This is a genomic window from Roseomonas populi, assembly GCF_024594815.1.
GTDB lineage: Bacteria > Pseudomonadota > Alphaproteobacteria > Acetobacterales > Acetobacteraceae > Roseomonas > Roseomonas populi.
Genome location: NZ_JANJOU010000037.1, coordinates 1 through 23,696, shown reverse-complemented (window position 1 = coordinate 23,696; position 23,696 = coordinate 1). Strand labels below are relative to the sequence as shown.

Below are 23,696 nucleotides of genomic sequence, written 5' to 3'. Positions count from 1 at the left end.
CCGGCGGGAGAGGATGCGACGGGCAACATCCTCATGCCGCCCTTCGCCAACGCACATGACCACGCCCGCGGTGTCCGCCCAACGGCCCTCGGCGCCTTCGACCTGCCGCTGGAGCTGTGGCTGGCGACCATGACCGGAACGCCAGCTTGCGACCCCTGGCTCGTCGTGGCCGCCGCCCTAGGCCGCCAGGCGCTCGGCGGCTGCGGCGCCGTGATGGTCCACTACACCCGTCCGCAGCGGCCAGAACGGCTGGAGGAGGAGTTGCGCGACGTCGTGCGCGCCGCCCGTGCGGTGGGCGTCCGCGTCGCCATTGCCGTTTCCATGCGGGACCGCAACGCGCTGGGCTACGCACCGGACGAGCGCATCCTCGCCATGTTGCCGCCGGAGGTCCGCGAGCTTGTGACGGCGCGCTTTCTCAATCCACCCCCGCAGGCCGCCGAGCAGATGCGGATCGCCGACGCGCTCGCCGCCTCCTGTGACGACCCGCTGATAGACGTGCAGTACGGCCCCTACGGCCTCGAATGGTGCTCGGACGCCATGCTCGCCGCCATTGCGGAGCGCTCCGCCCTGACCGGCCGGCGCGTGCACATGCACCTGCTCGAATCCCGGGTGCAGCGCGAGTATCTGGATGCCGAGCATCCGGAAGGGCCGGTCCGTCACCTCGATCACCTCGGCCTTCTCTCTCCACGCCTCTCCATCGCCCACGCCACCTGGCTGCGACCGGAGGAGATGGAGCTGCTGGCGGAACGCGGCGTCGCCGTCTCGGTCAACACCAGCTCGAACCTGCACCTGCGCAACGGCATCGCGCCGATGGCGGAGATGCATCGCCTTGGGGTTCCGCTGGCCACAGGGCTGGACGGCTTCAGCGTGGATGACGACGACGATGGTTTTCGAGAGCTACGCTTGAATGCGCTTCTCCATCGCGGCGTTTCATTGAACGAGGGCGTGCCACTGGACGCCCTGTTCCGTGCCGCATGTCATGGGGGGCGCGGCATCGTCACGGGCGAGAGGGCAGCCGACACGGCGCTGCTGCCGGGCGGCCCGGCGGATGCCATGGTGCTGGACCGCACCGGCCTCGCGGCCGACCTGCTGGTCGAGGTGCCCGACATGGCACTGGTGGCCCAGCGGGCGGCCCGCCAGAGCCTCCGGCATCTTGTTGTCGCCGGTCGGGAAGTGGTTCGCGACGGTCGGCTGACAGGCCTTGATCTCGCCGCGGTTCAGGCAGAGTTGGACGCGCAGGCCCGGCACGGTGCCGAAGGCTACAGCAGCTGGCTCGACGCCGTCGCTCCCTGGCGTGATGCTCTCCGGGGCTTCTACGAAGCCGGTATGCATCGTTGCAGGTAGGATTAACGGGCACTTCCCGGCGGCTGCCTTTGATCAGTGAAGCAAATGCTGGCCGCCTTGCGTCGGCGTTGCCTAACTGACAGGACGCGGGGCAGGTCGGCTTTCGCATATCAACAGCTTAAATGCAGACAGGCAGCTTTCGGCCAAGATTTGCCTCCCGGAAATCGGCGAGAGGCCGGAGATCGTGGAACGCATACAGGCCGATGGCAGCGTTACCAACTTCGACCCGCTAAAGGGCCCGCGCGCGTCGTTGAGGAGGACGTGGCGCGCTGGCTGCGGATCGTCGAGATCTCCGGGACAGAAGGCTGACGGCGCGTCGAGCCGGCGGACCTGTCCACAGGCTCACCGTGGGAGTGCGGCCGTCCCGAAATAACCGTTACCTGGGCCGGCCCGGTACGAAGCGCGTTGCGGTCCAACCGGCGACGTGGTCGAAGGTGCGCTTCATCGTGTCGCCAAACTGGCCGGGCACCCGGGCGCAAGGCTCGCAGGGCGTGAAGCCGTGCGTCGCTCCCTCGACGAAGGCGATTGACTTGTCCAGGCTCGCCGCTTGTTCGTAGGCAGTCTCGGCCGAGACGATCCAGTAATGGCCGGTCATCCCCATCACCAGCATGGGCGCCGCCACCCCCTCCAGATTGCCGGGCGTGCTGTTGTAAGAGGAGTTCCAGTCGATCCCCGTCACCCGGTCCTCGCCGATCGCGTAGTCCGGCGTGCTGCGGCTGGCGAAGGTGCTGAGGAAGCGCCGGACCGTCGTGTCCAGCGAGCCGCCGAGGAGCAGCGGCTTCGCCGCCACCGAGGCGGCAGCCGCCGCGCCCCGCCGGTCCTCCCGGTCGCTGCGCGCCGGGACGGCGTTGGTCAAGCCCGAGGGCACGCGAACGGAACGGATCACCTCCGTGGACACGGATCCGTCGCCGCGCAGCAGCGGGTGCCCGCCGCGCGTGCGCGACAGCAACAACAGGTCAGGGCGCCAGAGCCGCGGCGTGCGGGTAGCGCCGGGCACGAGGAAGGACTCATCGTCCCCGAAGGCCGAGCGGCCCTCCTCCAGCGCCCGCCGCCGCTCCAGCGCCGCATCGATCAGCCGGGCGTTGCGCGCGGCCTGGGCGGCGAGGAAGCGGGTGCGGAACGCCTCCGGGTATTGTGCGCCGGCCGGGGTGAAGCCGTTGGCGGGCGCGTAGATGTCGAGCGCGGCCGCGGCCTCTCCCGCATCCTGCGAGGGGTCCACGGAGGTCAGCACGTTGGCGCCCAGCCCGAAGATGGGGTCGAGCAGCACCAGGCCGTCCGCCGGCTCCATCCCGGCCAGGGAATCCGGGCAGGGCACGATCTTCTCCGGCCCTTGGCAGGCCCGGACGCCGTTCTCCGCGATGTTCTGGTAGGCGGCGGCAAGCGGCGCGCCGGAGGAGTGGCCGAGCAGCACCACGCGCCCGATCCCCGGCAGGCGCCGCGCGTAGCGCATGGCGGCGCCGAGATCGGCCAGCGCGTTGTCGAAATCCATGTCGCGGTCGTCGAGGTCCGGGGCGTGGCGCGGATTAGCGGCCAGCACCGTATAGCCACGACGCGCGAGGTTCACCGTCGCGGGGTGGTCCAGGAAGTCGTTGTTGTCGTGCATGACGACGACGGCGACCTGTGCCGCGGGCCCCGGCTGTGCCGGCGCGTAGACCACGCCGGCCACCCGCGGCGCGACGCGCACGAAACGGTTCGTCACCTCCTGCGCGGCGGCCGTCATGGCGGTGCAGGGACCAAGAAGGCCCGCCGCGACGGCCAGGGCGAGAAGGCGCGTTCGCATGGCATCATCCTCTCCGCTCCCGGGTGCCCGGGCCGCTACTCGCCGACGGCGCCGACCGCGCGCACGATGTCCCGCCAGCGGGCGTACTCCGCGCGAAGGCGCGCCGCCAGCTCCTCCGGCGTGCAGGTGCGGGCCGAGGAATCGATGGCGTCCAACCGGGCTCCCAGCGCCGGATCCGCGGCGGCGCGGACCACGGCGGCGTGCAGGCTTTCCACAACCCGTCCCGGAGTGCCCGCGGGCAGCATGAGGATGTTCCAGGTCTCCCCGGTCACGTCAGGCAGGTCCAGCTCGGCGAAGGAGGGCACTTCGGGCAGCTTGGCGAGCCGTTCCGCCGCCGTGACCGCGAGAATGCGGACCGCCCCCGCCCGGTGCTGTCCGGAGACATCGCCCAGCGTGGTCATGAGAGCCGAGATTCGCCCTGCCCCGAGATCCACGAGCGCGGCTCCCGTGCCGCGGTAGGAGACATGGGTCATGCGGAGGTTCCGCCGGCGGGCGAACACCTCCGCCAGGAGCTGCGGCATGGAGCCGGCGGCGGGGCTGCTGTAGGGCACCTCCGCCTGCCCGGCCGCCCATTCAGCGAACTCGGCCAGCGTCCGCGCGGGATGGCCGGCCGCGACGCAGAAGGCGAAGGGCGCAGCCGCGATGGCGGAGACGGGCGCGAAATCCGTCAGCCCGTCGTAGCGGGTGGTAGTGGGGTAGATGTGCGGCGTGATGGTCAGCACGCTCTCCGGCGTGCAGAGGATCGTGGCCCCGTCCGGCGCGGCCCCCCGCACCGCCTCCACCGCAAGCCTCGCGGAAGCGCCGGGGCGATTGTCCACGATGACGGAGGGTGCGTAGGGGCCGGCCAGGCGCTCGGCGTAGAGCCGGGCAAAGATGTCGATGGAGCCGCCGGCCGGGTAGCCAATGGCGATCCGCGCGGGCCGGTCCAGCACGGCCACCTGGGCCCGGGCGCGGGAGGCCGGGAGCAGCGCTGCCGCCCCGGCCAGGAGAAGCCGTCGCCCTCGCAGGCTGGGCGTGGTGCCCGGGTTCCACATGGTCCCTTCCCCTCCCTACCCCGCGCTATTTGATGCGCACGCCGGTCTCGTCGATGATCCGCCGCCAGATCGGCGTGTCATGCGAGATCATGGCGGCGAACTCCGCCGGCGTGCTGCCGACGGGCTCGTAGCCGATGCTGCGAATGAAGGCCGCGGGGCCGGGGCGGCGCGTGGCCTCCCCCAGCGCGCGCCCGAGGGCGGCGACGATCTCGGGCGGCGTGCCGGCGGGCAGGAACATGCCCTGCCAGATCTGCGGCTCGAAATTGGCTAGGCCCTGCTCGGTCAGGGTCGGCAGCTCCGGCAGATCAGGCGCGCGGCGCGGCCCAGTGGAGCCGAGCGGGCGGAGCTGGCCGGCGCGGACGAAGTCGCGCGCCGAGCCCACATCGATGAAGGCGCAGCAGAGCCGGCCACCGATCATCTCCGTGATGAGCTGGGAGGTGCCGTTGAAGGGCACGGCCTCGGCCTCCAGCCCCGTCTCCCGCGCCAGCAGCATGCCCTGGAGATGGGAGGAGGAGCCGTAGCCGTAATTGCCGAAGGGCAGCGGCTGCCCGGCCTCCTTCGCGCGCGCGACGAAGTCCCGCAGGGTGGCCACCCCGGGCTGCGGGCGCACGACGAAGACGGCCATGGCGGCGGTGGTCTGGGAGACCGGGATCAGGTCCCGCCCGATCTCGTAGGGCAGACTGCGATCAAGCATCGGGCCGATCAGCGTGCCGGACACGGCCGAGAGGATGGCGGTGCCGTCCCGCCGCCCCTGCAGCACGCGCGCGATGCCGACCGCGCCGCCGCCGCCCGCCACGTTCTCCACCACCACGGGCTGGCCGAGGATCTCGGCCAGCGGCTCGACCAGCACACGGGCGACCGCATCGGCCGCGCTGCCGGGCGCGCTGTTCAGCACCAGCCGGACCGTGCCGCCGCCGGGCTGCAGGCCCCCCTGCGCGAGGGCAGGCCCCGCGAGGCCGGCGGCGAGTGCCAGGGCCAGCAGGCTCCGCGCGAGCAGGCCGCGGGTCGGCCGCCTCGTGCCGTGCGTCATCATTTCCTCCCTTCCTGGCCCGGGCTCTGTCGGCCCTCCGCCATGTCGCGCAGGATCGTATTGAACCGCCCGGGCGCTTCAAGCTTCAGCATGTGCCCGTGGCCTTCCAGCACGTGCAGCGCGGCATCGGGCTTCGCCGCGCGCAGCTTCTCCGCGTGCAGCTCCAGCGGCGCCATCCGGTCGCGCGTGCCGGCCAGGATCGCCACGGGGCATTCCACCCGGCCGATGATGGAGGGCGTGTCGGTGGTGAACATCATGTGCATCGCGCCCAGCCAGCCCGCCGGGGTCAGGTCGTCGCGCAGCCGCTCGACCAGCGCCCGCACCGGCTCCGGCGTATCGGGCGTGAGGAGACGGTCGGCCACGGCGCGCCGGTCCGCGCCGGGCTGCGGCAGGTTGCGCCGCGCCTCAGCCAGGGCGGCCGCGCGCGCCTCCGCGGGCAGGGCGCCGCGCGCCGTGTTCGGGGCCGAGAGGACGAGGGCCGCCACGCGCGCCGGCCGCGCCACCGTGAGATTCAGCGCGATCACGCTGCCCCAGGAACTGCCGGCGAGCACTGCCACGCGGGCGATGCCCAGTGCGTCCATGAAACCCGCCACTGCCTCCGCATAGTCCAGCGCCGTGGGCTCGGCCGCGTCCAGCGGCGTGCTGGCGCCATAGCCCGGTGCGTTCCAGGCGACGACGCGGAAGCGGTCCGACAGCCCCGCGAGCTGGGCCCGGTAGCCGGCGGAGCTGGAGCCGGTTCCGTGCAGCAGCAGGATGGCGGGCGCGCCCGCCGGCCCGGCCTCGCGGTACTCGATCGTGCCGCCCCCGGACAGGGCCACCTGCCGCAGCGGCGGCAGGTCCGCCGCGAGAAGCGCGGCGTCGACGGCGGAGAGAGCCGTCATGCCGGCACGGGGCTCAGGGCGCGGAGCGCCGGCATGACCTCGGCCGCGAAGAGGCGGACGGAAGCAGCGACATCCGCCTGCGCCAGGCCGCCGAAGGTGAAGTTGCCGATGAGGTAGTTGAGCCCCCCCTCGCTGACCTGCCGCACCAGCTGGTCCCGCACGGTGGAGGACGATCCGGCGATCGCGTGCTCTGATGCGAGGAGCTGGTCGAAGTCCGGCGGCAGCTTCGCGTTCACGGGCTGCGTGCCGTGCTTGTGCCAGAGCTTCATGAAATGGCGGTAGAAGACCGGCCAGGCGGCGCGGCCAAGCTCCAGCGCCTCCCGGTCCGTGTCGGCGACGAGGATGTAGCGGTTCACGCCGATGCGCGGCTCCATCGCGCCCTCGGGCAGGCCCTGCGGGTGCGCGGCGCGCCATTCCGCGCGGTAGCGGTCCGTCACCGCGCGCACGCGGGCCACGGGGCCGCCGCAGAGGACGTTCACGCCGTTCCGCGCCGGCCAGACGGTGGAATCCGGGGAGGCCAGGGCGTACCACTGCGGCGGTTGCGGCTGCTGGAGCGGGCGGATCTCCACCGGCACGTCGTCCAGCTGCCAGAAGCGCCCCTCGTAGCTCAGGGATTCGCCCGCGGCGAAGAAGGCGCGGATGATCTCCAGGGATTCCGCGTACATCTGCGGCGCGATCGCGGCATCCACGCCATAGGCCGCCAGCTCGTGCGGGGAGGCGCCGCGGCCCACGCCGAACTCGAAGCGCCCGCGGCTGAGGTGGTCCAGCATGCAGATCTCCTCCGCCAGGCGCAGCGGGTGGTAGATCGGCAGGAGGTAGACGAGCGGGCAGAGACGCAGCCGGCGCGTCCGCTGCGCCAGGGCCGCCATGAAGACGCTCGGGGAGGGCGCCATGCTCAGCGGCGTCGCGTGGTGCTCGCTCATGTGGTAGCGGTCGAAGCCCACCGCCTCGTAGAGCTCGGCCAGACGGAGACGCTGCTCGTACTGGTCGGCCAGCGGCAGGGAGCCGCGGTCGTTCTGGTCGAAAATTCCGAACTGCATGGCGTGGCTCCTGTGCGCGGCTGAGTCAGGCCGTGGCGCGGGCGAAGATCTGGAAGGGATTGCCCTCGGGGTCGGCGCAGCTGAGGACGATGCCGTGCGCGCCCATGTCGCGCCGCCCCAGCAGGGTGCCGCCGGCCGCCTCGACGCGCGCCGCGGCCTCATCGAGCCCCTCGGCCTCGAAGACCGGCACGCTGCCGGAGGCGCCGGGCGCCGCCTCCTCGGCGGAGCTGAGGGCGAAGCTCGTCTCGCCGAGGCGGAACTGGCACCAGCGCGCGCCGTCTCGGAAGGCGGGCGAGAGGCCTAGCGCCGCGCTGTAGAAGCGCTCCGCCGCGTCCATGTCACCGATGACGGTGTAGACGCTCCGTAGCCGCACCCCAGGTCCTCCCTTTACATACAACAATATTGTATGTGTTTTCTTATGTTGAATGATCTCGCCGTAGCACCCGCCCTGTCAACGGAAATGACCCTCAGGGCGCTGGTGCTCGGCGCACGGGCGCGGTGATCGCATCGATGTCCGCCATGTCCTCCGGGCCGGGTTTCCATCCAGCGGCCGCGATGTTCCCGGCGATTTGCTCCGGCCGCGTCGCGCCGGCGATCACGCTGGCGACGGTCGGACGCGCGAGCAGCCAGGAGAAGGCCAGTTCCAGCAGCGTGCGGCCGCGCGCGGCGCAGAACCGCTCCAGCCGCTCCAGCACGGCCCAGTTGTGGTCCGTGACGAAGTGGCCGGAGAGCTCGGGCGTGTAGGACAGGCGCGCGCCGCCGGGCAGCGGCGCGTCCCGGCGGTACTTGCCCGTCAGCAGCCCGCTCGCCAGCGGGAAATAGGGCAGCATGCCCAGCCCCTTCGCGGCCATCGCATCTAGCAGGCCGAGATCCGGTTCCCGCGCCAGCAGGCTGTACTCGTTCTGGCAGGAGACGAAGGCGTTCAGCCCGTTCACCTGCGATGTCCAGAGCGCGTCCACGACCTGCCAGGCGGCAAAGCGGGAGCAGCCGATGTAGCGGACCTTGCCCTGGCGGACGAGGTCGTCCATCGCGCGCAGCGTCTCCTCCACCGGGGTCAGCGGGTCGAAACGGTGGAACTGGTAGAGGTCGATCCAGTCCGTGCCGAGGCGCCGCAGGCTCTCCTCGGCGGAGGCCATGACCGTGCGGCGGGAGAGGCCGCCGAGGCGGCCGCCATCCATGGGGATCCCGACCTTCGTCGCGAGGACGATCTCCTTCCGCCGATCGCCGAGGATCTTGCCGAGATACTCCTCCGAACGGCCTCGGTCGCCGCGCGGGTAGACGTTGGCCGTGTCGAACAGGGTGATGCCGCTGTCGAGCGCCGCGTGCACCACGGCACGGGAGGCTTCCCAGTCGCAGCGCCCGCCGATGTTGTTGCAGCCCAGCCCCACGGCCGAGACGCGCAGGCCCGAGCGGCCGAGGTTTCGCTCCTCCACCGCCTCTACTCCACCCGGGCGCCGGAGGCTGCGACGGCACCGCGCCAGCGCTCGATGTCGCGGCGCAGGAACTCGCCGAAGGCGGCCGGCGTCCCGGGCGCGAAGGCGACGCCCTGGGAGAGGAGCCGTTCCCGCACGTCGGGCGCGGCCAGCGCGGCGGTGATGGCGGCGTTCAGCGCGCGGATCACCGGCTCCGGCGTGCCCGCCGGGGCGACGAAGCCCTGCCAGCCCACAGCCTCGAAGCCGGGCAGCCCGGCCTCCACGGCGGTGGGTACCTCCGGCATCGCGGCGAGCCGGGCGGAGGAGGTGACGGCGAGCGGGCGGAGGGCGCCGGCCGCGATCTGCGGCATCGCCCCCGGCGGATCGGAGGAGAGCACCTCCACCTGCCCCGCGAGAATCGCCGACATGGCCGGGGCCGCGCCGTTGTAGGGAATGTGCGCCATCTCGATCCCGGCGCTCTGCAGGAGGAGTGCCATGGCGAGATGCGGGAAGGTGCCGCTTCCGGCGGATGCGTAATTCAGTCGCCCCGGCTCTGCCCTAGCAAGCGCGATCAGCTCCCCCAGGTTCCGGGCCGCCAGCCCGGAGCGGACGACGATGACGTTCGGCACCGTGAGCGCGAGGATGACCGGCGCGAAGGCTGTCTCCGTGTCGTAGGGTAGGCTGCGGTAGAGGCTGGGGTTGATCGCCAAGTTGGTATTGGCGACCAGTAGCGTGGACCCGTCCGGCGCAGCCCCGGCGACGGCGCGGGCGCCGGCGATGCCGCCCGCGCCGGGCCGGTTCTCGACCACGACGGAGGTTCCGAGGCCACTTCGCAGCTTCTCTGCCACTAGCCGAGCGGTGACATCGGCCAGACCGCCCGGGGCGAAGGGCACGACGATGGTGACGGGGCGTGCCGAGAGGTTTGGCGAGGGCCCCTGTGCCAAGGCTTGGCCGCAGAAGGCGTTTGCAAGCGCGCCACCTGCGGCGAGGAGCGCTCGCCGGGTGAGAAGTCTCGCGACATCGTCCATGATCGCTTCCTCCGCCCGTTGCCGCTTCGCCCCGAAGAAAGCGCGGCGATTATTCAATTATATTGAATACTTCTAGTTATGTTGTATGGTGGCGGGCGGCCTCCTCTTCTGTCAACGAGGATGGAGGGGCATTCGCCGCACGGAGTCCCATGAGCGAAATCCCGGCCCGGCGCGGCATCCAGTCCATCGAGATCGCCTTTCGCCTGCTCCAAGTCCTGCAGGCCTCCCGTCGCCCTTTGCCGCTGAAGGAGATCGCGGCGGGAGCGGGGATGTCGCCCAGCGCGGCCAACAATTACCTCGTCAGCCTCGTCCGCACGGGGCTCGCGGCGACTGACGGTAAGCCCGGTCACTACCGGCTCGGATCCTCTGCCGTCGCGCTGGGGATGAGCGCCATCCAGCAGATCGACGGCTTCGAGATCGCGCGGCAGGAGGTGACGGCCCTGCGCGACACCACGCGCCACAGCGCTGCCGTGACGGCCTGGACCGATGACGGCCCGGTCAGCCTCTTCAAGCAGGAGGGCGACTGGCGCTCGGCGCTAGAGCTCCGGACCGGCCTTCTCTCCATCACGGCGACCGCGGCGGGCAAGGTCTTCGCGGCCTGCCTCCCCGAGGCGGCGACCCTGCCGCTGATCGGGCGCGAGCGGGGGACCGGGGCCACCGCGACCCTGTCAGGACCAGCCATCGTTGAGGCGGCGCGGCGGGAGATGCGCGAGGCTGGCTACGTCGTCGTCCGGCGCGACGACGGCACCGGCTACGCCTCCGCCGCCGCCCCGGTCCGAGACTGGAGCGGCGGCATCCGCTTCGCCCTCAGCATCATCGGATCGCAGAACTCGCTGAGCACGGAGCGGGGGAGCGCGGAAGTCCGGGAACTCCTGGCCTGCGCTGCCCGGGCCACGGCGGCGCTGGGCGGGGCGGCGCAGATGTCGGCGGACCCTGCTTCCGGGTAGGGGACGGGCCGCAGCCCGGATGGCAAGGCGGTGGTGCGGATGGCAGCCCAGCCGCCGGGTGGCACCTGTGCCCGCAACCCGGCACGGAGACCATCCGGAGAAGGATGCACGGCCGAGCGAACGCCGGAATGCAATCAAGTCCCCTGCACCCGTGTCGCCGCCCCCGCGCCCGCGCCGTCTCACCGGGCCTGCAAGGCACCTAGGACCAGCACCTGCGCGAGGCACATCTGGGCCACGAGGGACCGAAACCCGAAGAGCTCCGCATCCCGGACATCGAGCGAGACCGAGGCGGACGCCAGCAGCGGACTCAGCGGCCCGTCGGAGAGCGTCACGACCGAGACGCCGTGCGCGGAGGCCCAGGCAGCGGCCTTGATCGCCTCGTCGGAATAGGGGTGCAGGCTGATGACGACGAGCGCGTCGCCGGGGCGCATGGTCTCCACCTCGTCCCGCAACATGCCGGCGGCACCGGCCAGTAGCCGGGCCGCCTTGCCGGAGCGGGTCAGGCCATAGGCGATGTAGCCCGCCACGGGATGGGATCGCCTCTGCCCGACGACGTGCACCAAGGGAGCGGCCGCAAGGATGGCGACGGCGCGTTCCAGGGCCACGGGATCGACCGTGTCGATCAGGTTCTGCAGCGAGATCTGGTTCAGCTCCCCGGCATGCCGCAGCAGGCCCGCCGCCCCCTCCCCGGCCCTGGCCCCGGCCGCGCGGAGCTGATGCACCCGCTCGCCATAACTGGAAGACGCGGTGGCTAGGGCGTCCACCAGCACCTTCTGCATGTCGGAAAAACCTGGAAAGCCGAGGGCCTGGGCGAGGCGGATGAGGGTGGAGGGCTGCACGCCCGCCGCCGCGCTCAGCTCTGTCACCGTGCTCAGGGCCGCTTGGTTCGGGTGGTCCAGGATGTGCCGTGCGGCTTGCTGCAAGCGGGGGCTGAGGTCGGCGTGCCGCTGCCGCAACTCCTCCAGTAGGATGTCGCGTCTCGCGTCCGGCGTCATCGCGCGCTCCATCCATCCCGTTCCATTGGAACCAATTTTCCACGAATCGAAAGTTGAAACATCTTCTTCATCGGTCTAGCCTCGGCGCCGGGAAGAAAGCCAGGGAAGAATGGAGTACACGTTCCAGTTCGGGACCGTCTTCGCGAGCTTCGGCCTGCTCGCGAAGGGTGCGTGGCTGACGGTCCAGCTCTCCATCGCGGCCATGGTGGCCGGGCTGGTCTTCGGCACCCTCTTCGCGGTGTTGCGGGCCTTTGCCGGACGTTGGGCGGACCGGATCATCGGCGCCTATGTCGAGGTGATCCGCAACACACCCTTCCTGATCCAGCTCTTCCTCATCTATTTCGGCCTTCCCTCGATCGGCATCTCGCTGGACCCGGTCACGGCAGCGCTGATCGGCATGTCCGTAAATTGCGCCGCCTATACCACGGAGATCATCCGCTCTGGCATCATGGCGGTCCCGCGTGGGCAGATCGAGGCGGCGCGGGCGCTGGCCTTCTCCACGGCCGACATCATCCGCCACATCGTTCTCTTCCCTGCGCTCCGCGTGGCGGCGCCGGCGCTGGGCAGCCAGTTCATCCTCGTCATGCTCGGCTCCAGCGTCGTCTCCACCGTCTCCGCAGAGGAACTGACGGCGGTGGGCCACGTGCTGGAGACGGAGACCTTCCGTCCCTTCGAGGTCTACATCGTCGTCACCCTCATCTACCTGGTCATCGCCTTCGCGCTGAAGCTCCTGTTCGCCTGGGCGGACGTGGCGTGGTTCGCGCGCCGGGGCCGCCTCTGATGCGCAGCTTCGGCACGCCCGAATTCCTCTTCATGCTCCAGGCCGCGCGCTGGACGGTGATCCTCTCCCTCATCGCTTACGTCGGCGGCGGCGCGCTGGGGCTGCTGCTCGCCTTCATGCGCGTCTCCGGCAACCGCCTCGCCAGCGGCTTCGCGCGGGCCTGGATCTTGTTGTTCCAGTGCACGCCACTGCTGATGCTGCTTTTCCTCGTTTTCTTCGGGCTGGCGCTCACGGGTCTAGGCCAGAACGCCTACTTCGCCGTCACCGTCGCCCTTTCCTGCTACGCCGGCGCCTATTTCGGTGAGATCTGGCGCGGCGCGATCGAGGCGGTGCCGGGTGGTCAGTGGCAGGCCTCCGCCGCGCTCGGCTTCAGCCGAATGGAGCAGTTCCGCCACGTCATTGTGCCGCAATCCATCCGCATCGCCATCCCGCCGACGGTGGGCTTCATGGTGCAGATCATTAAGAACACCTCGCTCGCCTCGATTATCGGCTTCCAGGAGCTGACCCAGGCCTCGCAGTTCGTGAACAACCTCACCTTCCAGCCGATCAGCGTCTATCTCGTCGCGGCGGCGATCTATTTCGTGCTCTGCTTCCCCCTGACCCTGCTCAGCCGTCGGCTGGAGAAGAGGCTGCATGTTGATCGTCCAGGTCCAGTCTCTGCATAAGCGCTACGGCAGCCAGACCGTGCTGGACGGCGTGTCGCTCGACATCGCGGCCGGCGAGGTGGTGGCGATCCTCGGCCGCAGCGGCTCGGGCAAGAGCACCCTTCTGCGTTGCATCAACGGGCTGGAAACCATCGACGGCGGCAGCATCACGGTGGCCGGCCACAACGTCAGCCGTGACCCGAGGGCGCTCCGCGCGCTGCGCCAGGACGTCGGCATGGTATTCCAGAGCTTCAATCTTTTCCCCCACCTGACGGCGCGGGAGAACGTGGCCCTGCCGCAGAGCGTGGTGCTCGGCCGCGACAAGGCGGAGGCGGCCGCGACCGCGCAGGCCCTGCTGGAGCGCGTCGGCCTCGCCCCGCGGGCGGATGCCTACCCCTCGGCCCTCTCCGGCGGGCAGCAGCAGCGCGTGGCGATTGCCCGCGCCCTGGGCCTGGAGCCGAAGGTGATGCTCTGCGACGAGATCACCTCCGCCCTCGACCCGGAGATGGTGGGCGAGGTGCTGGAGGTAGTGCAGGACCTCGCCGCCCGGCACATGACGATGCTGCTGGTCACCCACGAAATGAGCTTCGCGCGCCGTGCCGCCAGCCGCGTGATCTTCATGCACGCCGGCCGCGTGCACGAGGAGGGCACACCCGCCGAGATCTTCGAGCGGCCCCGGACGCCGGAACTCGTCCAGTTCGTCCGGGCCATCAGCGTCCGGGACTGAAGAAACACAAAGGGAGGAACAGAACCATGAACCGCCGCAGCCTTCTCGCCCTTGCGCCGCTCCTGTCAATGGCCGCCGTGCCGGCCCGCGCGCAGTCGGGCGCCGTGACGCTCGACGCCATCAAGCGGCGCGGCAAGCTGCTGATCGCGATGGACACGAACAACCCGCCCTGGGGCATGCTGGACACCTCCATGCAGCCGGACGGCTACGACATCACGGTCGGCAGGATGCTTGCGCAGGACCTCGGCGTGCCGATGGAGCTGGTGCCTGTGACCAGCCAGAACCGCATCCCCTTCATCCTGACGGGCAAGGCCGACTTGGTGATGGCCACGCTGACCATCACGCCGCAGCGCGCCGAGCAGATCCTCTTTTCCAAGCCCTATTGCGCGCAGGAGAGCGTGATCATGGCGCCGCAGGCGACAGAGATCCGCAGCTTCGAAGACCTGAAGGGCAAGCGCGTCTCCGTCGTGCGCGGGGCCATCCAGGACCCAATCGTGGTGGAGAAGGCGCCGGGCGCGATCATGATGCGCTACGACAACGACGCCAGCACGATCCAGGCGCTGATGTCCCGCCAGGTGGATGCCTGCGCCACCGGCTTCCTCATCCCCGCCCAGACCAACCGCCTGCAGCCCGGCCGCAACTATGAGAAGAAGCTCTCTCTCGGCACGCAGATGATCGGCATCGGCATGCGCCACGGCAGCGAGGAGCTGCACCGCGCCGTGAACGGCTTTATCGACAAGGCCAAGGCGGACGGGCGCCTGGCCGAAGCCTTCAAGCGCTACACCGGCGTGGACCTGCTGCCCCTGGCGGATGCCTGATCCGCATGGCCTCTGTCGCCTGCATCGGGATGACGGTGCATGACCGCATCCTGTCGGTGCCATCCCTCCCGACCCAGGCGACGAAGCTCTACGCGACGGCGGTGGCGGAAGCCGGCGGCGGCCCCGCCGCTACCGCCTCCGTCGCCATCGCGGCGCTGGGCGGCAGCGCCCGGCTCTTCGGCCGCGTCGGCGCGGACGACACGGGGCGGGTGATCCGCGCGGAGCTGGCGCGCTACGGGGTGGACGTTGCGGGAATCGCGGAGCTGCAGGAGGCACAATCCGCCTGGTCCGCCGTGGCCGTGGATGCGGCCGGGGAGCGGCTGATCCTGAATTTTCCCGGCCGCAACCTCCAGGTGCCACCGGATTGGATCGACCCGGCGCGGGTCGCGGGTTGCGGCGCGGTGCTGGTGGACATGGGCTGGCCTCTCGGCGGAGCCCACGCGCTCGACATCGCGCGGCGGCACGGCATCCCCTCCGTGCTGGACGCTGACCTCGGACCCCTGCCCGAAGCGGCCGCACTGATCGGCCTAGCCGGGCACGTCGTCTTCTCGGAATCCGCCCTGCGACACCACTCCGGCGAGATGGAGCCCGGGACCGGCTTGCATGCCCTGCAACGACGCCTGCCCGGTGTGGTGCTCGGCGTGACCACGGGGCCGGAGGGTTATCTATGGCTGGATGGCGGCGCGCTGCATCGCCTGCGGCCGCCCGAAGTGGCCGTGGTGGACACACTCGGCGCCGGGGACGTGTTCCACGGCGCCTACGCGCTCGGGCTGGCCGAGGGGATGACCTTGGCGGAGGCCGCCCGCTTCGCTGTCGCGGCCGCCACGCTGAAATGCACCCGCGCCGGCGGCCGGGCAGGCGTCCCCTCCCGGCCGGAGGTCGAGGCCTTCCTGGCTCAGCCCTGGTAGGACTGCAGGAACCCCGGCCCAGCGCCTTGCAGGGCCAGCCCCTCGGCGAAAGCAGGCTTGGCCGTCCAGGGACGACCGTGCTGCGCCAGCAGGGACTGCACGAGGGAGACGTAGGGCAGGCCGTGCTCCCGCACGCGGGTGCGGAAGGCGTTCCAGTCCGGGTATTCCAGTGCCGCCGGCCACCAGATCGCGCGTCCTGCCAGGTAGCCGCTGGCCCCCGCGCGAAAGGCGTAGGTGAGGATGCGCCGGAAGGGCTCCATTGCCGCGCCGGCGGAGAGCATCACCCAGGGCCGGTCCAGCATGGCATCGACGCGGTTGAACCAGTCCTGGGTCTTGGCCGCCTCCGCGCTGCCATCATCGGGATCGACGATGACTTTGGCGGCGATCGGGGTTTCCAGCTTGAAGATGTCCACCCCGTAGCGCTCCTTGCGGAACTCCTCGACGGTCGCGATCACCATCTCCGGCCGCTTGCCCGAATCCTCGTGGTAGGAATCCCCGGCGGCGCTGCCGCCCAGCGGGTAGACCAGGGGCTCCAGCAGGAATGCGATGTCGTGCTCCCGGCACTCGCGCCCCACCTTCTCCACCAGGGCGTGCTGGTGGGCCAGCACCTCCGCCGAGGCGTCCGGGCGGTACCAGAGCATCAGCTTCACGCCGTCCGCCCCCAGGCGCTTGATCTTCGCCACCGACCAGCCCGGGTAGATCAGCGTCTTCCGCCCGCCCGGCCCTTCCTCGCAGGCGAACTGCTCCAGGGTGATCAGCAGGCCGCGGGAGGGGTCCACGGAGAGGTTGGCGTAGGGATAGGCGTATTGCGGGTCCAAAAGCATCGCGGAGGCGTGGGGCGAGAGCTCCTCGATCAGCAGGCGCTTGATCTTGCCGATTTCCTCCCAGTCCGGGCTGCCGTGGCGCTCCGCCACCAGTTGCTCCACGCCCGGGCGCTGGTCCACCGCGATCATCGTAAAGAAGCCGCGGGGGTCGGAGAGCCGCCGCAGCGACCAGAGCTTGCCTGCCGAAATCTGCATCGTCTCCCCCGTGTCAGTGGCAGCGTTATGGCGTATTTTTTCCAGATATGGAAGATTGGAATAAATTGTCCATATTGCTCGAGGAGGGTGTCATGGCCAAGCGGATCGGCTTCATCCACACGGTCGGCTTCCTGGTAGAGAACTTCCGGGAGCGGATGCGCGCCGCCCATCCGGAGGCCGACAGCTTCCACATCCTCAACGAGAGCTTGCTGCAGGACCTGCTACGGGGCGCGCCGAAGCCGCTGGTCTACCGCCGCGTGGTGTCCCAGGTCGTCCTCGCAGCCGAGGCAGGGGCCGACCTCGTCGTCGTCACCTGCTCCTCGACCTCCCCTGCCGTGGACATAGCGCGCCATGTGGTCCCGCAGCCCGTGCTGAAGATCGACGACCCCATGGCGGCCGAGGCCGTCCGCCGTGGACCGCGCATCGGCCTGCTCTGCACCGCCTCCAGCACGGTCGAGCCGAGCACGGCCCTGCTGCGCGCCCACGCGGCCGGGCAGGGGCGCGAGGTGACAATCGCGCCGCTGGTGAGGCCCGATGCCTATGCCGCCCTCATGGCGGGGGACCGGGGGCGGCACGACGCCATGATCCGCGAAGCCGCCGGCGAGCTCGGGGAAGCCGTGGACGTTCTCGTACTCGCCCAGGCCTCGCTGGCGCACTTGCAGCCGGACCTGGCGGCCGCGCTCCCAGCGCCCGTCCTGGCAAGCCCGCCCCTTCTCATGGACGCCATCGCGGCCGCGCTGCACGAGGCCTAGAGGCGACGAAGCTCGGTGACCCTCCCTTGGGTCCTTCTGCCAGTCGTAGCCGAGATTCCGGTAGAGCGCGGCGTTGACGCCGCCGAGGGACCCAGACGTGCCGACCATGAGAGTGTAGCCGTCCGCGGGCGCGCGCGCCGTCATCTCCGCGGCTAGGTTCCCGGCCGCACCCGGCCGGTTATCGACGAGCAGCCCCTGGCCCAGGCGCTGGCCGATCGCCTCCCACGAGGCGCGAGACGATGTCGGTCTGCCCCCGCCGCCATAGGGAACGATGAGGCGGATGGGCTTGTCGGGGAACTCGGCGCGTGCCGCGCGGGGCGCGGCCAAGCCGAGCGCGGCCGTACCCACCCCTAGAACGGTGCGGCGGCAAGCACCCGGCCCGGTCTCCTGCATGCGGCGTTCCTTCATCCGCGCGCCGTGTGACCCGGCGTAGTTGCCGCATTCTAGCCACAGTATCAGAGGTCTCTGATCAGAGCATGGACCATGGTGTCGGGCATACGAGAGGCGCTCGAGGCGCGACATGGCCGTCTCGGCAAGGCTCCGGTGATGGGTGCCGCTCTACCGGTCCAGAGCCGCCAGTCGGACGGCGAATAGCGCGCAAGTTCTTTCTCGGCCCGTCAGTCCCCCTGCCCGTTATTCCGCCCGGATGCCAAGCCGCTGGATCAGCTCGGACCAGCGGGCCAGCTCGGAGCCGGTGAAGGCGGCCAGCTCCGTCGGGTTCATGTAGGCGGCGTAGGTTCCGCTCTCCTCGCAGCGACGGCGGAACTCCGGCGTCGCGACCACGCGGCCGATTTCGGCGGAAAGGCGCTCGACGGCGGGCTGCGGCGTGCCGGCCGGGGCGTAGACGGCGAACCAGGCCTCCAGCTCGAAGCCGGGAAAGCCCGCCTGGCCCGCGGTCGGCACATCCGGCAGCATCGAGTGGCGAGTGGGCCCCGCGATGGCGAGGGCCCGGACGGAGCCGTCCCGCACGAGTCCGGCCACGGAGGGAGGCGTGGTGATCATTAGGTCGATGTTCCCCGCCACGAGGTCGTTCATGGCCGGCCCGGCCCCGCGATAGGGCACGTGGACCATCGGCGCGCCGACAAGGCGGGCGAACTGCTCCCCCCCGATATGCTGGATCGTGCCGGCGCCGGAGGAGGCATAGGTCAGCCGGCCGGGGCTGCGGCGCGCGAGCTCCGCCAGTTCCGCCAGCGTGCGCGCGGGCAGATCCTTCCTCACCACGACGACGTGCGGCGCCCGCAATACCAGGGCAACGGGCGCGAAGCTGCGCACCGGATCCCAGGACAGGTTCGGGAACAGCGCGGGGTTCGCGACATGGGTGCCGGAATAGGCGAGCAGGAGCGTGTACCCGTCCGGCGCGGCCCGCGCCACGGCGATGGAGGCGACGTTGCCGCTGCCGCCCACCCGGTTCTCGACGACGAAGGGCTGGCCGAGCGAGCGGGTCAGCGCCTCGTTGAGGAGGCGGGCCGTGAAGTCCCCTCCCCCACCCGGTGCCGCCGGCACGACGAGGGTTACGGCACGTTCGGGATAGCGGGTTTCCACGGCAAGGGCGCTGCCGCCCGTGGCGAGCAGGCCCAGCACCATCACGCCGCGCCTCGTGCTGCCCGCCATGAACCTTCCTCCATTTTTCTAAAGCCCCGTTTTCCGCCGGAGCCTTGGGCCCGCACCCTAGCGCGCCGGAGCACGGCGCGGGAGCGCCCTAGGCGTCCGGCTGGTCGAAGGCGCGGGAGCGGCGCCAGCGAAGGCGGCTGTGCCGGAGATGGAGCCCCGCCAGCATCGCCGCCAGCCGCAGTGGTGCGCCGATCCCTTCCACCACGGGCACGCCGACCTCGCGCTCCACCACGGACGCATCCAAGAGGACGGGGCACTGGGTGACGCCCATGGCGAGGATCACGTCGCAGCCCTGCTCCCGCACCAGGCGCCGCGCGCCCTCGATGAACCGTTCCGCCATGGCCTGCGCATTGGCGCTCAGGTCCGGTAGGTCGATCCCTGTGGCCCGCCACCCCACCACCTTCTCCTCCATCCCGTAGCGGCGGACGATGGCCCGGAGGAGCGGGATGAGGTCGTCGTGATAGACGAGTGCCCCGAAGCGGTCGCCGAGGAAGCTCGCCACATGCAGCATGGCCTCGGTGGGCGCGACGACCGGGATATCCACGACGGAGCGCCCACCATCCACACCGAGGTCGAGCGTGCCGAGCGGCACGACGGCGTCGTAGCCCTCTCTCTCCGCCTGCCGGAAGGCGGCGATAAAGGCGGGGGCCGCGAGCTGGACCTCGGCGGGCGTGAGTCCGTGCACGAAGGGCGAGGCGGGCGTGCGAACGATGCCGATCTCCACCTCCGGGGAGGCATAGGCCAGGGCGGCCCGTTCGCGAAGGCGGAACTCCTCCTCCGGGTATCCGCCGATAACGAAGGCGACCCGCACGGGGGACCGCAGGCCGCGTCGTGTCTCACTCATTCTGTTTCCTCCCGTGGACGGAGGGACCCTAGACCCTTGCCCGACCTCCCCCAAGGCAGCGGGCCCGGCCGCCGGAGCTGACGAGGGGGAGACCAGTGGCCGGCCGGGCTCTCCTCGATCTACCCTGCCCGCCAACGAGAACGACTGGGGGACGACCGAGGTGACACAGCGCCGTACCATTCTCCTCACGGCACTTGGCGCGCCCTTTGTGCCTGGGAAGGGACGCGCCCAGGGGAGCACGGGCGGCACGGCCCCCTTCCCCAGCCGCCCGGTCCGCATCGTCCTGCCCTACGCGCCCGGCGGGCAGTCCGACACCGTGGCGCGCCTCATCGCGCCGCGCATGGCGGCGGTGCTCGGGCAATCGGTGGTGGTGGAGAACCGGACGGGTGCGGGTGGCTCCATCGGCGCCGGCCTCGTCGCCGGCGCCCCAGCGGACGGGCACATCCTTCTCTTCGACACGCCCTCAATCCTCATCGTTCCCTTCGCGGTCAAGGACTTGCCCTTCGACTACGAACGGGATCTCGTTCCGCTCGGCATGGCCGTGTCGCAGCCTTATGTCCTCGGCGTCACCGGCGCCTTTCCGGCGCGCGACGTCGCGGGCCTCGTCGCGCACGGGCGGACCGGCAAGTCCATCGGCTTCGGCACGCCGGGGGTCGGCAGCATCGGGCACCTGGCAGGCGCCCTGCTCGGCCACCGCGCGGGGATCGCCATGGAGCACGTCGCCTATCGCGGCGGTGCCGACGCCGCGCGCGACCTGGCGGCCGGGAACCTGGAAGCCGCGGTCATCACCCCTAACTCGCTGGACTTGGTGGTGCAGACCGGCCGCGCACGGGCCCTGGGTCAGACGAGTGAGAGGCCCAGCCCGCTGCTGCCAGGCATCCCGACCATCGCCTCGGCCGGCCTGCCGGGCTTCGACCTGACGAGCTGGAACGCCGCCTTCGTCCGTGCGGGCACGCCGGAGCCCGTGATGGAAGCGCTGGACCGGGCCTTCCGCGCCGCGGTGGACAACCCAGAGGTGCAGGAAGCCTTCCGCCGCATGGGCGGCGAGCCCGGCCAGGAGAGCCGCGCCGTCTTCGGCGAGCGGCTGGTGCGGGAGCGCGCCCTGGTCCGCGACATCGTCCAGCGGACGGGGATTACCTTCTGATGGCGGCGCCCCTCTCGCTCCGGATCGCCGAGTTCGTCACCGGGATCTCGCTCGACCGGCTGCCGGACACGGCGCTCCGGGCCGTGAAGCTCCTCGTCCTCGACACACTGGGCTGCGCGCTTGGGGGTGTCGGTGCGGAGCCGGTGCGGAGGCTGGAGGCAATCCTGCCCCCTCCCCCGGACGCCCGCCCGGGTGCCGCGCGATGCCTCGGCAGCGGCCGGCCCACCACCGCGGAGGGAGCGGCGGGCGTGAACGGCGCCATGGTGCGCTACCTCGACTTCATGGATGTCTACTGGTCACGCGACATCTGCCACCCCGCGGAGAACATCCCTGTCGCCATCGCCTGCGTCGAGGAGGCCGGCGGCAGCGGCCGCGCGCTGATCGAGGCGATCGTCGCCGGGTACGAGGTACAGATCCGGCTTTGCGATGCCTTCTCCTTCCAGGACCGCGGCTTCCACCATGTCAGCGCGGCAGGCTTCGTGGTGCCCTACGTGGCCGGCAAGGCCTGGGGGCAACCGGCCGGCACCATGGCTCATGGCAGCGCGCTCGGCGGGATGCGGCATCTGACGCTCGGCGCGCTGTCCCACGGAAAGCTGAGCATGGCGAAGGCGATCGGCTACTCCGCGAATGCGGCAGCGGCGATCACGGCCGCACGCCTGGCCGGATCTGGCTTCACCGGCCCGCTGGAGGCCTATGAATGGCTTTTCGGCCGGACGGCGGGACCGATTGAGAACACGGCGGCCCTCGCGCTCGACTTCGATTTCTGGCGTCTGGAGCAGGTAAGCCTGAAGCAGTACCCCGTGCAGTACGCCCTGCAGGCACCAGTGGCGGCCGCGATCCGGCTGCATGGCGCATTGCGCGGGCGGCTGGCGGAAGTGGCGACGATCCGGGCCCGGGTTCGGCCGGAGACCCTGGCCCGCGCGGCCGATCCCGCGAAGTTCCGGCCCATGGACCGGGAGACCGCCGATCACAGCCTGCCCTCCTGCGTCGCCATGGCGCTCTGCGACGGGGTGCTCACCGAACGTCAGTTCGCGGAAGGCCGCTTCCGCGACCCTGACGTCATGCAACTCACCAGCCTGGTGGAGCCGGTCGGCGATGCGGAGTTCGAGCGCCTCTTTCCCGACGGGCGCCCCGGCGCCGTGGAGGTGGTGCTGAGGAGCGGTGAGCGGCTGCAGGCCGTGGAGGAGGTGCCCCTGGGCGACCGCCGTCGCCCGATGGACGATGCCGCCATCCAGGCCAAGTTCCTCTCGCTTGCCGAGCCGGTGATCGGCTCTGCCCAGGCGGGGCAGGTCATGGAGCTTGTTGCGAGCCTTGAGGATCAGCCTGGCATCGACGCGCTGCTGAACCTCTGCAGCTCCTCCGCCCCCTCGTAACCTAACCGAAGCGGCCCGTGCTGGCGTGGAGCCATGCCGAGATCGTTGAGCCCTTTTTCGGAGAGGCGGCATGAAGATCATCGTTACCGGTGGAGCCGGATTCCTCGGTACCCGTGTCATCCGGGCCTTGTTGGCCGGCACCGGGCGCCATGATGGCCTGCCCACGTTCGACGGCATCGTTTCAATCGATTTGTCGCCATGTCCGCTGGACGATCCGCGCGTCGTCTCCGTCACCGGCGACATTGCGGAACCGAGCTTCGTGCGACAGATCGTTGGCGCCGACACAGCGGGCATCTATCACCTGGCAGCGGTACTGAGCGGCGGGTCCGAGGCGGACTTCGATCTCGCCACGAGAGTGAACATCGACGGCACCCGCGCCCTGCTCGAGGCCGCCCGCGCCGCTGGCAAGGCCCCGCGCTTCGTCTTCACCAGCTCACTGGCCGTGTTCGGCGGCCCGATGCCGGAAGTGGTGCCGGACGACATGGCGACCATGCCGAACTCCACTTACGGCGCGCAGAAGGCGATCGGCGAGTTGCTCGTCAACGAATACTCACGCAAGGGCTTCGTGGATGGCCGGGTCTGTCGGCTGCCGACCATCTCCGTGCGGCCGGGCCGACCGAACTCCGCGGCCTCCTCCTTCGCGAGCGGCATCATCCGGGAGCCTCTGGCCGGAATCGTCGCGGACTGCCCTGTCCCGCTGGACACCCGAATGTGGCTCTCCTCGCCGGGTGCGGCGGTGGCCAACCTCGTTCACGCAATGGCGCTGAATGGCGGGCGGATCGGGCCGTGGCGGACGCTGAACCTCCCTGGCCTCTGCGTCACCGTCGGCGACATGCTGCGGAGCCTAGAGCGGATCGGCGGCCCCAAGGCCCGTGCGCTGGTGCGGGAGGCACCGGATCGCCGGATCATGGACATCGTGTGCTCATGGCCCGGCGCATTCGACACCTCGCGGGCGACTGCGCTCGGCTTCACTGGGGACAGCGACTTCGATGCTGTTGTCCGCCAGTACCGAGCCGAGTTCCCAAGCGCCCACGCCGCTTCAGAAGCCGACTTGCGGCAATAGTCGAAGGGCTCTTCAGCAACGCTGCCGCAGAAGGGTACCGATAGGTGTCCCCGGATAGCGAAGCCGAACCGCTCGCGCGTGCGCTCGATACGGATACGAGGCCTAGCAGGCCGTCGGATCGCTCTCCGCCCCACGGCTCTGGCGATCGAGGGGCGGCGCGTCCAGCGCTTCCTTGCCGGGGCGAGAGGCCGGGCCCACTCCCACGCGGCCGCACGCCGATGATCGACTGCGCGGCCGAAGGTGCCTGGCCAGGGGAAAGGGCCCTGGAGTGAGGGAGCCTTGCCCACTCCAGGCCGGCGAGCGGGGACAACCCTCTACCGATGCGGCCGGACGACGCTCGGCGCTCTCCTTTCGGGGTGAGGCCGGCGCCAATCGCTCCGTCCGGTGAGGCATTCTACTCCACAGTGATCCGTGTCGCCTGAACGACTTCCCGGAACCGGTCACGTTCAGCCTGGATGAAGGCGGCGTAGCGCTCGACGGTCGAGCCCAGCGGCTCGGCTCCGTTCGCCAGGAAGACGCGG

General features: G+C 70.6%; 23 protein-coding genes and 1 pseudogene. 11 read left to right on the top strand and 13 right to left on the bottom strand.

Annotation, left to right across the window (positions count from 1 at the left end):
- Positions 1-33 precede the first annotated feature (33 nt).
- A complete protein-coding gene (locus tag NRP21_RS26385; RefSeq protein WP_257719232.1) occupies positions 34-1,344 on the top strand; it encodes an amidohydrolase family protein in 1,311 nt (436 codons plus the stop codon).
- 376 nt (positions 1,345-1,720) lie between these two features.
- On the opposite strand, the gene NRP21_RS26380 is transcribed toward NRP21_RS26385, so the two are convergent.
- The 8 genes from NRP21_RS26380 to NRP21_RS26345 all read right to left on the bottom strand — a co-directional run bounded on the left by NRP21_RS26380 (position 1,721) and on the right by NRP21_RS26345 (position 9,549).
- Positions 1,721-3,124, bottom strand: coding sequence for an alpha/beta hydrolase (locus NRP21_RS26380; RefSeq protein WP_257719231.1), 1,404 nt, complete (start codon positions 3,122-3,124; stop codon positions 1,721-1,723).
- A gap of 35 nt (positions 3,125-3,159) precedes the next feature.
- Positions 3,160-4,158, bottom strand: coding sequence for a Bug family tripartite tricarboxylate transporter substrate binding protein (locus NRP21_RS26375; protein ID WP_257719230.1), 999 nt, complete (start codon positions 4,156-4,158; stop codon positions 3,160-3,162).
- Positions 4,159-4,183: 25 nt separating this feature from the next.
- On the bottom strand, positions 4,184-5,191 hold the full coding sequence (locus NRP21_RS26370) for a Bug family tripartite tricarboxylate transporter substrate binding protein (protein ID WP_257719229.1): 1,008 nt from the start codon (positions 5,189-5,191) through the stop codon (positions 4,184-4,186).
- Positions 5,188-6,069, bottom strand: a complete 882-nt coding sequence (locus NRP21_RS26365) for an alpha/beta fold hydrolase (RefSeq protein ID WP_257719228.1) — start codon at positions 6,067-6,069, stop codon at positions 5,188-5,190. The genes NRP21_RS26370 and NRP21_RS26365 overlap by 4 nt, the downstream gene beginning before the upstream one ends.
- Positions 6,066-7,109 (bottom strand): LLM class flavin-dependent oxidoreductase, encoded by a 1,044-nt coding sequence (locus NRP21_RS26360; RefSeq protein WP_257719227.1) that lies wholly within the window; start codon positions 7,107-7,109, stop codon positions 6,066-6,068. Before NRP21_RS26360 ends, NRP21_RS26365 begins: the two co-directional genes overlap by 4 nt.
- Positions 7,110-7,134: 25 nt before the next feature.
- Positions 7,135-7,482 (bottom strand): VOC family protein, encoded by a 348-nt coding sequence (locus NRP21_RS26355; RefSeq protein WP_257719226.1) that lies wholly within the window; start codon positions 7,480-7,482, stop codon positions 7,135-7,137.
- Between the two features lie 94 nt (positions 7,483-7,576).
- Positions 7,577-8,542: an aldo/keto reductase gene (locus NRP21_RS26350; RefSeq protein ID WP_257719225.1), complete on the bottom strand. Its 966-nt coding sequence runs from the start codon at positions 8,540-8,542 to the stop codon at positions 7,577-7,579.
- Positions 8,543-8,547: 5 nt separating this feature from the next.
- Positions 8,548-9,549, bottom strand: coding sequence for a tripartite tricarboxylate transporter substrate-binding protein (locus tag NRP21_RS26345; protein WP_257719224.1), 1,002 nt, complete (start codon positions 9,547-9,549; stop codon positions 8,548-8,550).
- A gap of 149 nt (positions 9,550-9,698) precedes the next feature.
- Here NRP21_RS26345 and NRP21_RS26340 point away from each other — a divergent pair, with 149 nt between their 5' ends.
- The gene (locus NRP21_RS26340; protein WP_257719223.1) at positions 9,699-10,496 is read left to right on the top strand and encodes an IclR family transcriptional regulator; all 798 of its coding nucleotides are present in this window, start codon (positions 9,699-9,701) and stop codon (positions 10,494-10,496) included.
- A gap of 179 nt (positions 10,497-10,675) precedes the next feature.
- Here the strand turns inward: NRP21_RS26340 and NRP21_RS26335 are convergent, their stop codons facing one another.
- The gene (locus tag NRP21_RS26335) at positions 10,676-11,503 is read right to left on the bottom strand and encodes a MurR/RpiR family transcriptional regulator (protein ID WP_257719222.1); all 828 of its coding nucleotides are present in this window, start codon (positions 11,501-11,503) and stop codon (positions 10,676-10,678) included.
- 97 nt (positions 11,504-11,600) lie between these two features.
- Here NRP21_RS26335 and NRP21_RS26330 point away from each other — a divergent pair, with 97 nt between their 5' ends.
- Genes NRP21_RS26330 through NRP21_RS26310 form a run of 5 tightly spaced genes read left to right on the top strand, consistent with a single transcriptional unit; the run spans position 11,601 to position 15,369 of the window.
- Positions 11,601-12,272 (top strand): amino acid ABC transporter permease, encoded by a 672-nt coding sequence (locus NRP21_RS26330; protein ID WP_257719221.1) that lies wholly within the window; start codon positions 11,601-11,603, stop codon positions 12,270-12,272.
- Positions 12,272-12,937, top strand: a complete 666-nt coding sequence (locus tag NRP21_RS26325; RefSeq protein ID WP_257719220.1) for an amino acid ABC transporter permease — start codon at positions 12,272-12,274, stop codon at positions 12,935-12,937. The genes NRP21_RS26330 and NRP21_RS26325 overlap by 1 nt, the downstream gene beginning before the upstream one ends.
- Positions 12,906-13,643 (top strand): amino acid ABC transporter ATP-binding protein, encoded by a 738-nt coding sequence (locus NRP21_RS26320; protein ID WP_257719219.1) that lies wholly within the window; start codon positions 12,906-12,908, stop codon positions 13,641-13,643. The genes NRP21_RS26325 and NRP21_RS26320 overlap by 32 nt, the downstream gene beginning before the upstream one ends.
- A gap of 26 nt (positions 13,644-13,669) precedes the next feature.
- Positions 13,670-14,461 carry a transporter substrate-binding domain-containing protein gene (locus tag NRP21_RS26315; protein ID WP_257719218.1) on the top strand — a complete coding sequence of 264 codons (792 nt, stop codon included), beginning with the start codon at positions 13,670-13,672 and terminating at the stop codon, positions 14,459-14,461.
- Positions 14,462-14,466: 5 nt separating this feature from the next.
- Complete coding sequence (locus NRP21_RS26310) at positions 14,467-15,369, top strand: PfkB family carbohydrate kinase (protein WP_257719217.1); 903 nt, start codon at positions 14,467-14,469, stop codon at positions 15,367-15,369.
- Here the strand turns inward: NRP21_RS26310 and NRP21_RS26305 are convergent.
- Positions 15,357-16,388, bottom strand: coding sequence for a tagatose 1,6-diphosphate aldolase (locus tag NRP21_RS26305; protein ID WP_257719216.1), 1,032 nt, complete (start codon positions 16,386-16,388; stop codon positions 15,357-15,359). The genes NRP21_RS26310 and NRP21_RS26305 overlap by 13 nt on opposite strands.
- Positions 16,389-16,480: 92 nt before the next feature.
- Between NRP21_RS26305 and NRP21_RS26300 the strand changes: the two genes are divergently transcribed.
- On the top strand, positions 16,481-17,140 hold the full coding sequence (locus tag NRP21_RS26300) for an aspartate/glutamate racemase family protein (RefSeq protein ID WP_257719215.1): 660 nt from the start codon (positions 16,481-16,483) through the stop codon (positions 17,138-17,140).
- Between the two features lie 39 nt (positions 17,141-17,179).
- Here NRP21_RS26300 and NRP21_RS28135 read toward each other — a convergent pair.
- The 3 genes and pseudogenes from NRP21_RS28135 to NRP21_RS26290 all read right to left on the bottom strand — a co-directional run.
- Positions 17,180-17,533: pseudogene (locus NRP21_RS28135) on the bottom strand (Bug family tripartite tricarboxylate transporter substrate binding protein); the annotation flags it as partial.
- A gap of 240 nt (positions 17,534-17,773) precedes the next feature.
- On the bottom strand, positions 17,774-18,751 hold the full coding sequence (locus NRP21_RS26295; protein WP_257719214.1) for a Bug family tripartite tricarboxylate transporter substrate binding protein: 978 nt from the start codon (positions 18,749-18,751) through the stop codon (positions 17,774-17,776).
- Positions 18,752-18,839: 88 nt separating this feature from the next.
- Entirely contained in the window at positions 18,840-19,595 is a 756-nt protein-coding gene (locus NRP21_RS26290) for an aspartate/glutamate racemase family protein (protein ID WP_257719213.1), read from the bottom strand.
- Positions 19,596-19,755: 160 nt separating this feature from the next.
- Here NRP21_RS26290 and NRP21_RS26285 point away from each other — a divergent pair, with 160 nt between their 5' ends.
- The 3 genes from NRP21_RS26285 (at position 19,756) to denD (ending at position 23,175) form a co-directional block, all read left to right on the top strand.
- Positions 19,756-20,739, top strand: a complete 984-nt coding sequence (locus NRP21_RS26285; protein ID WP_257719212.1) for a Bug family tripartite tricarboxylate transporter substrate binding protein — start codon at positions 19,756-19,758, stop codon at positions 20,737-20,739.
- Entirely contained in the window at positions 20,739-22,112 is a 1,374-nt protein-coding gene (locus NRP21_RS26280; protein ID WP_257719211.1) for an MmgE/PrpD family protein, read from the top strand. The genes NRP21_RS26285 and NRP21_RS26280 overlap by 1 nt, the downstream gene beginning before the upstream one ends.
- A 70-nt stretch (positions 22,113-22,182) precedes the next feature.
- Positions 22,183-23,175: a D-erythronate dehydrogenase gene (gene denD / locus NRP21_RS26275; protein ID WP_257719210.1), complete on the top strand. Its 993-nt coding sequence runs from the start codon at positions 22,183-22,185 to the stop codon at positions 23,173-23,175.
- The last annotated feature ends 521 nt before the right edge of the window (positions 23,176-23,696 follow it).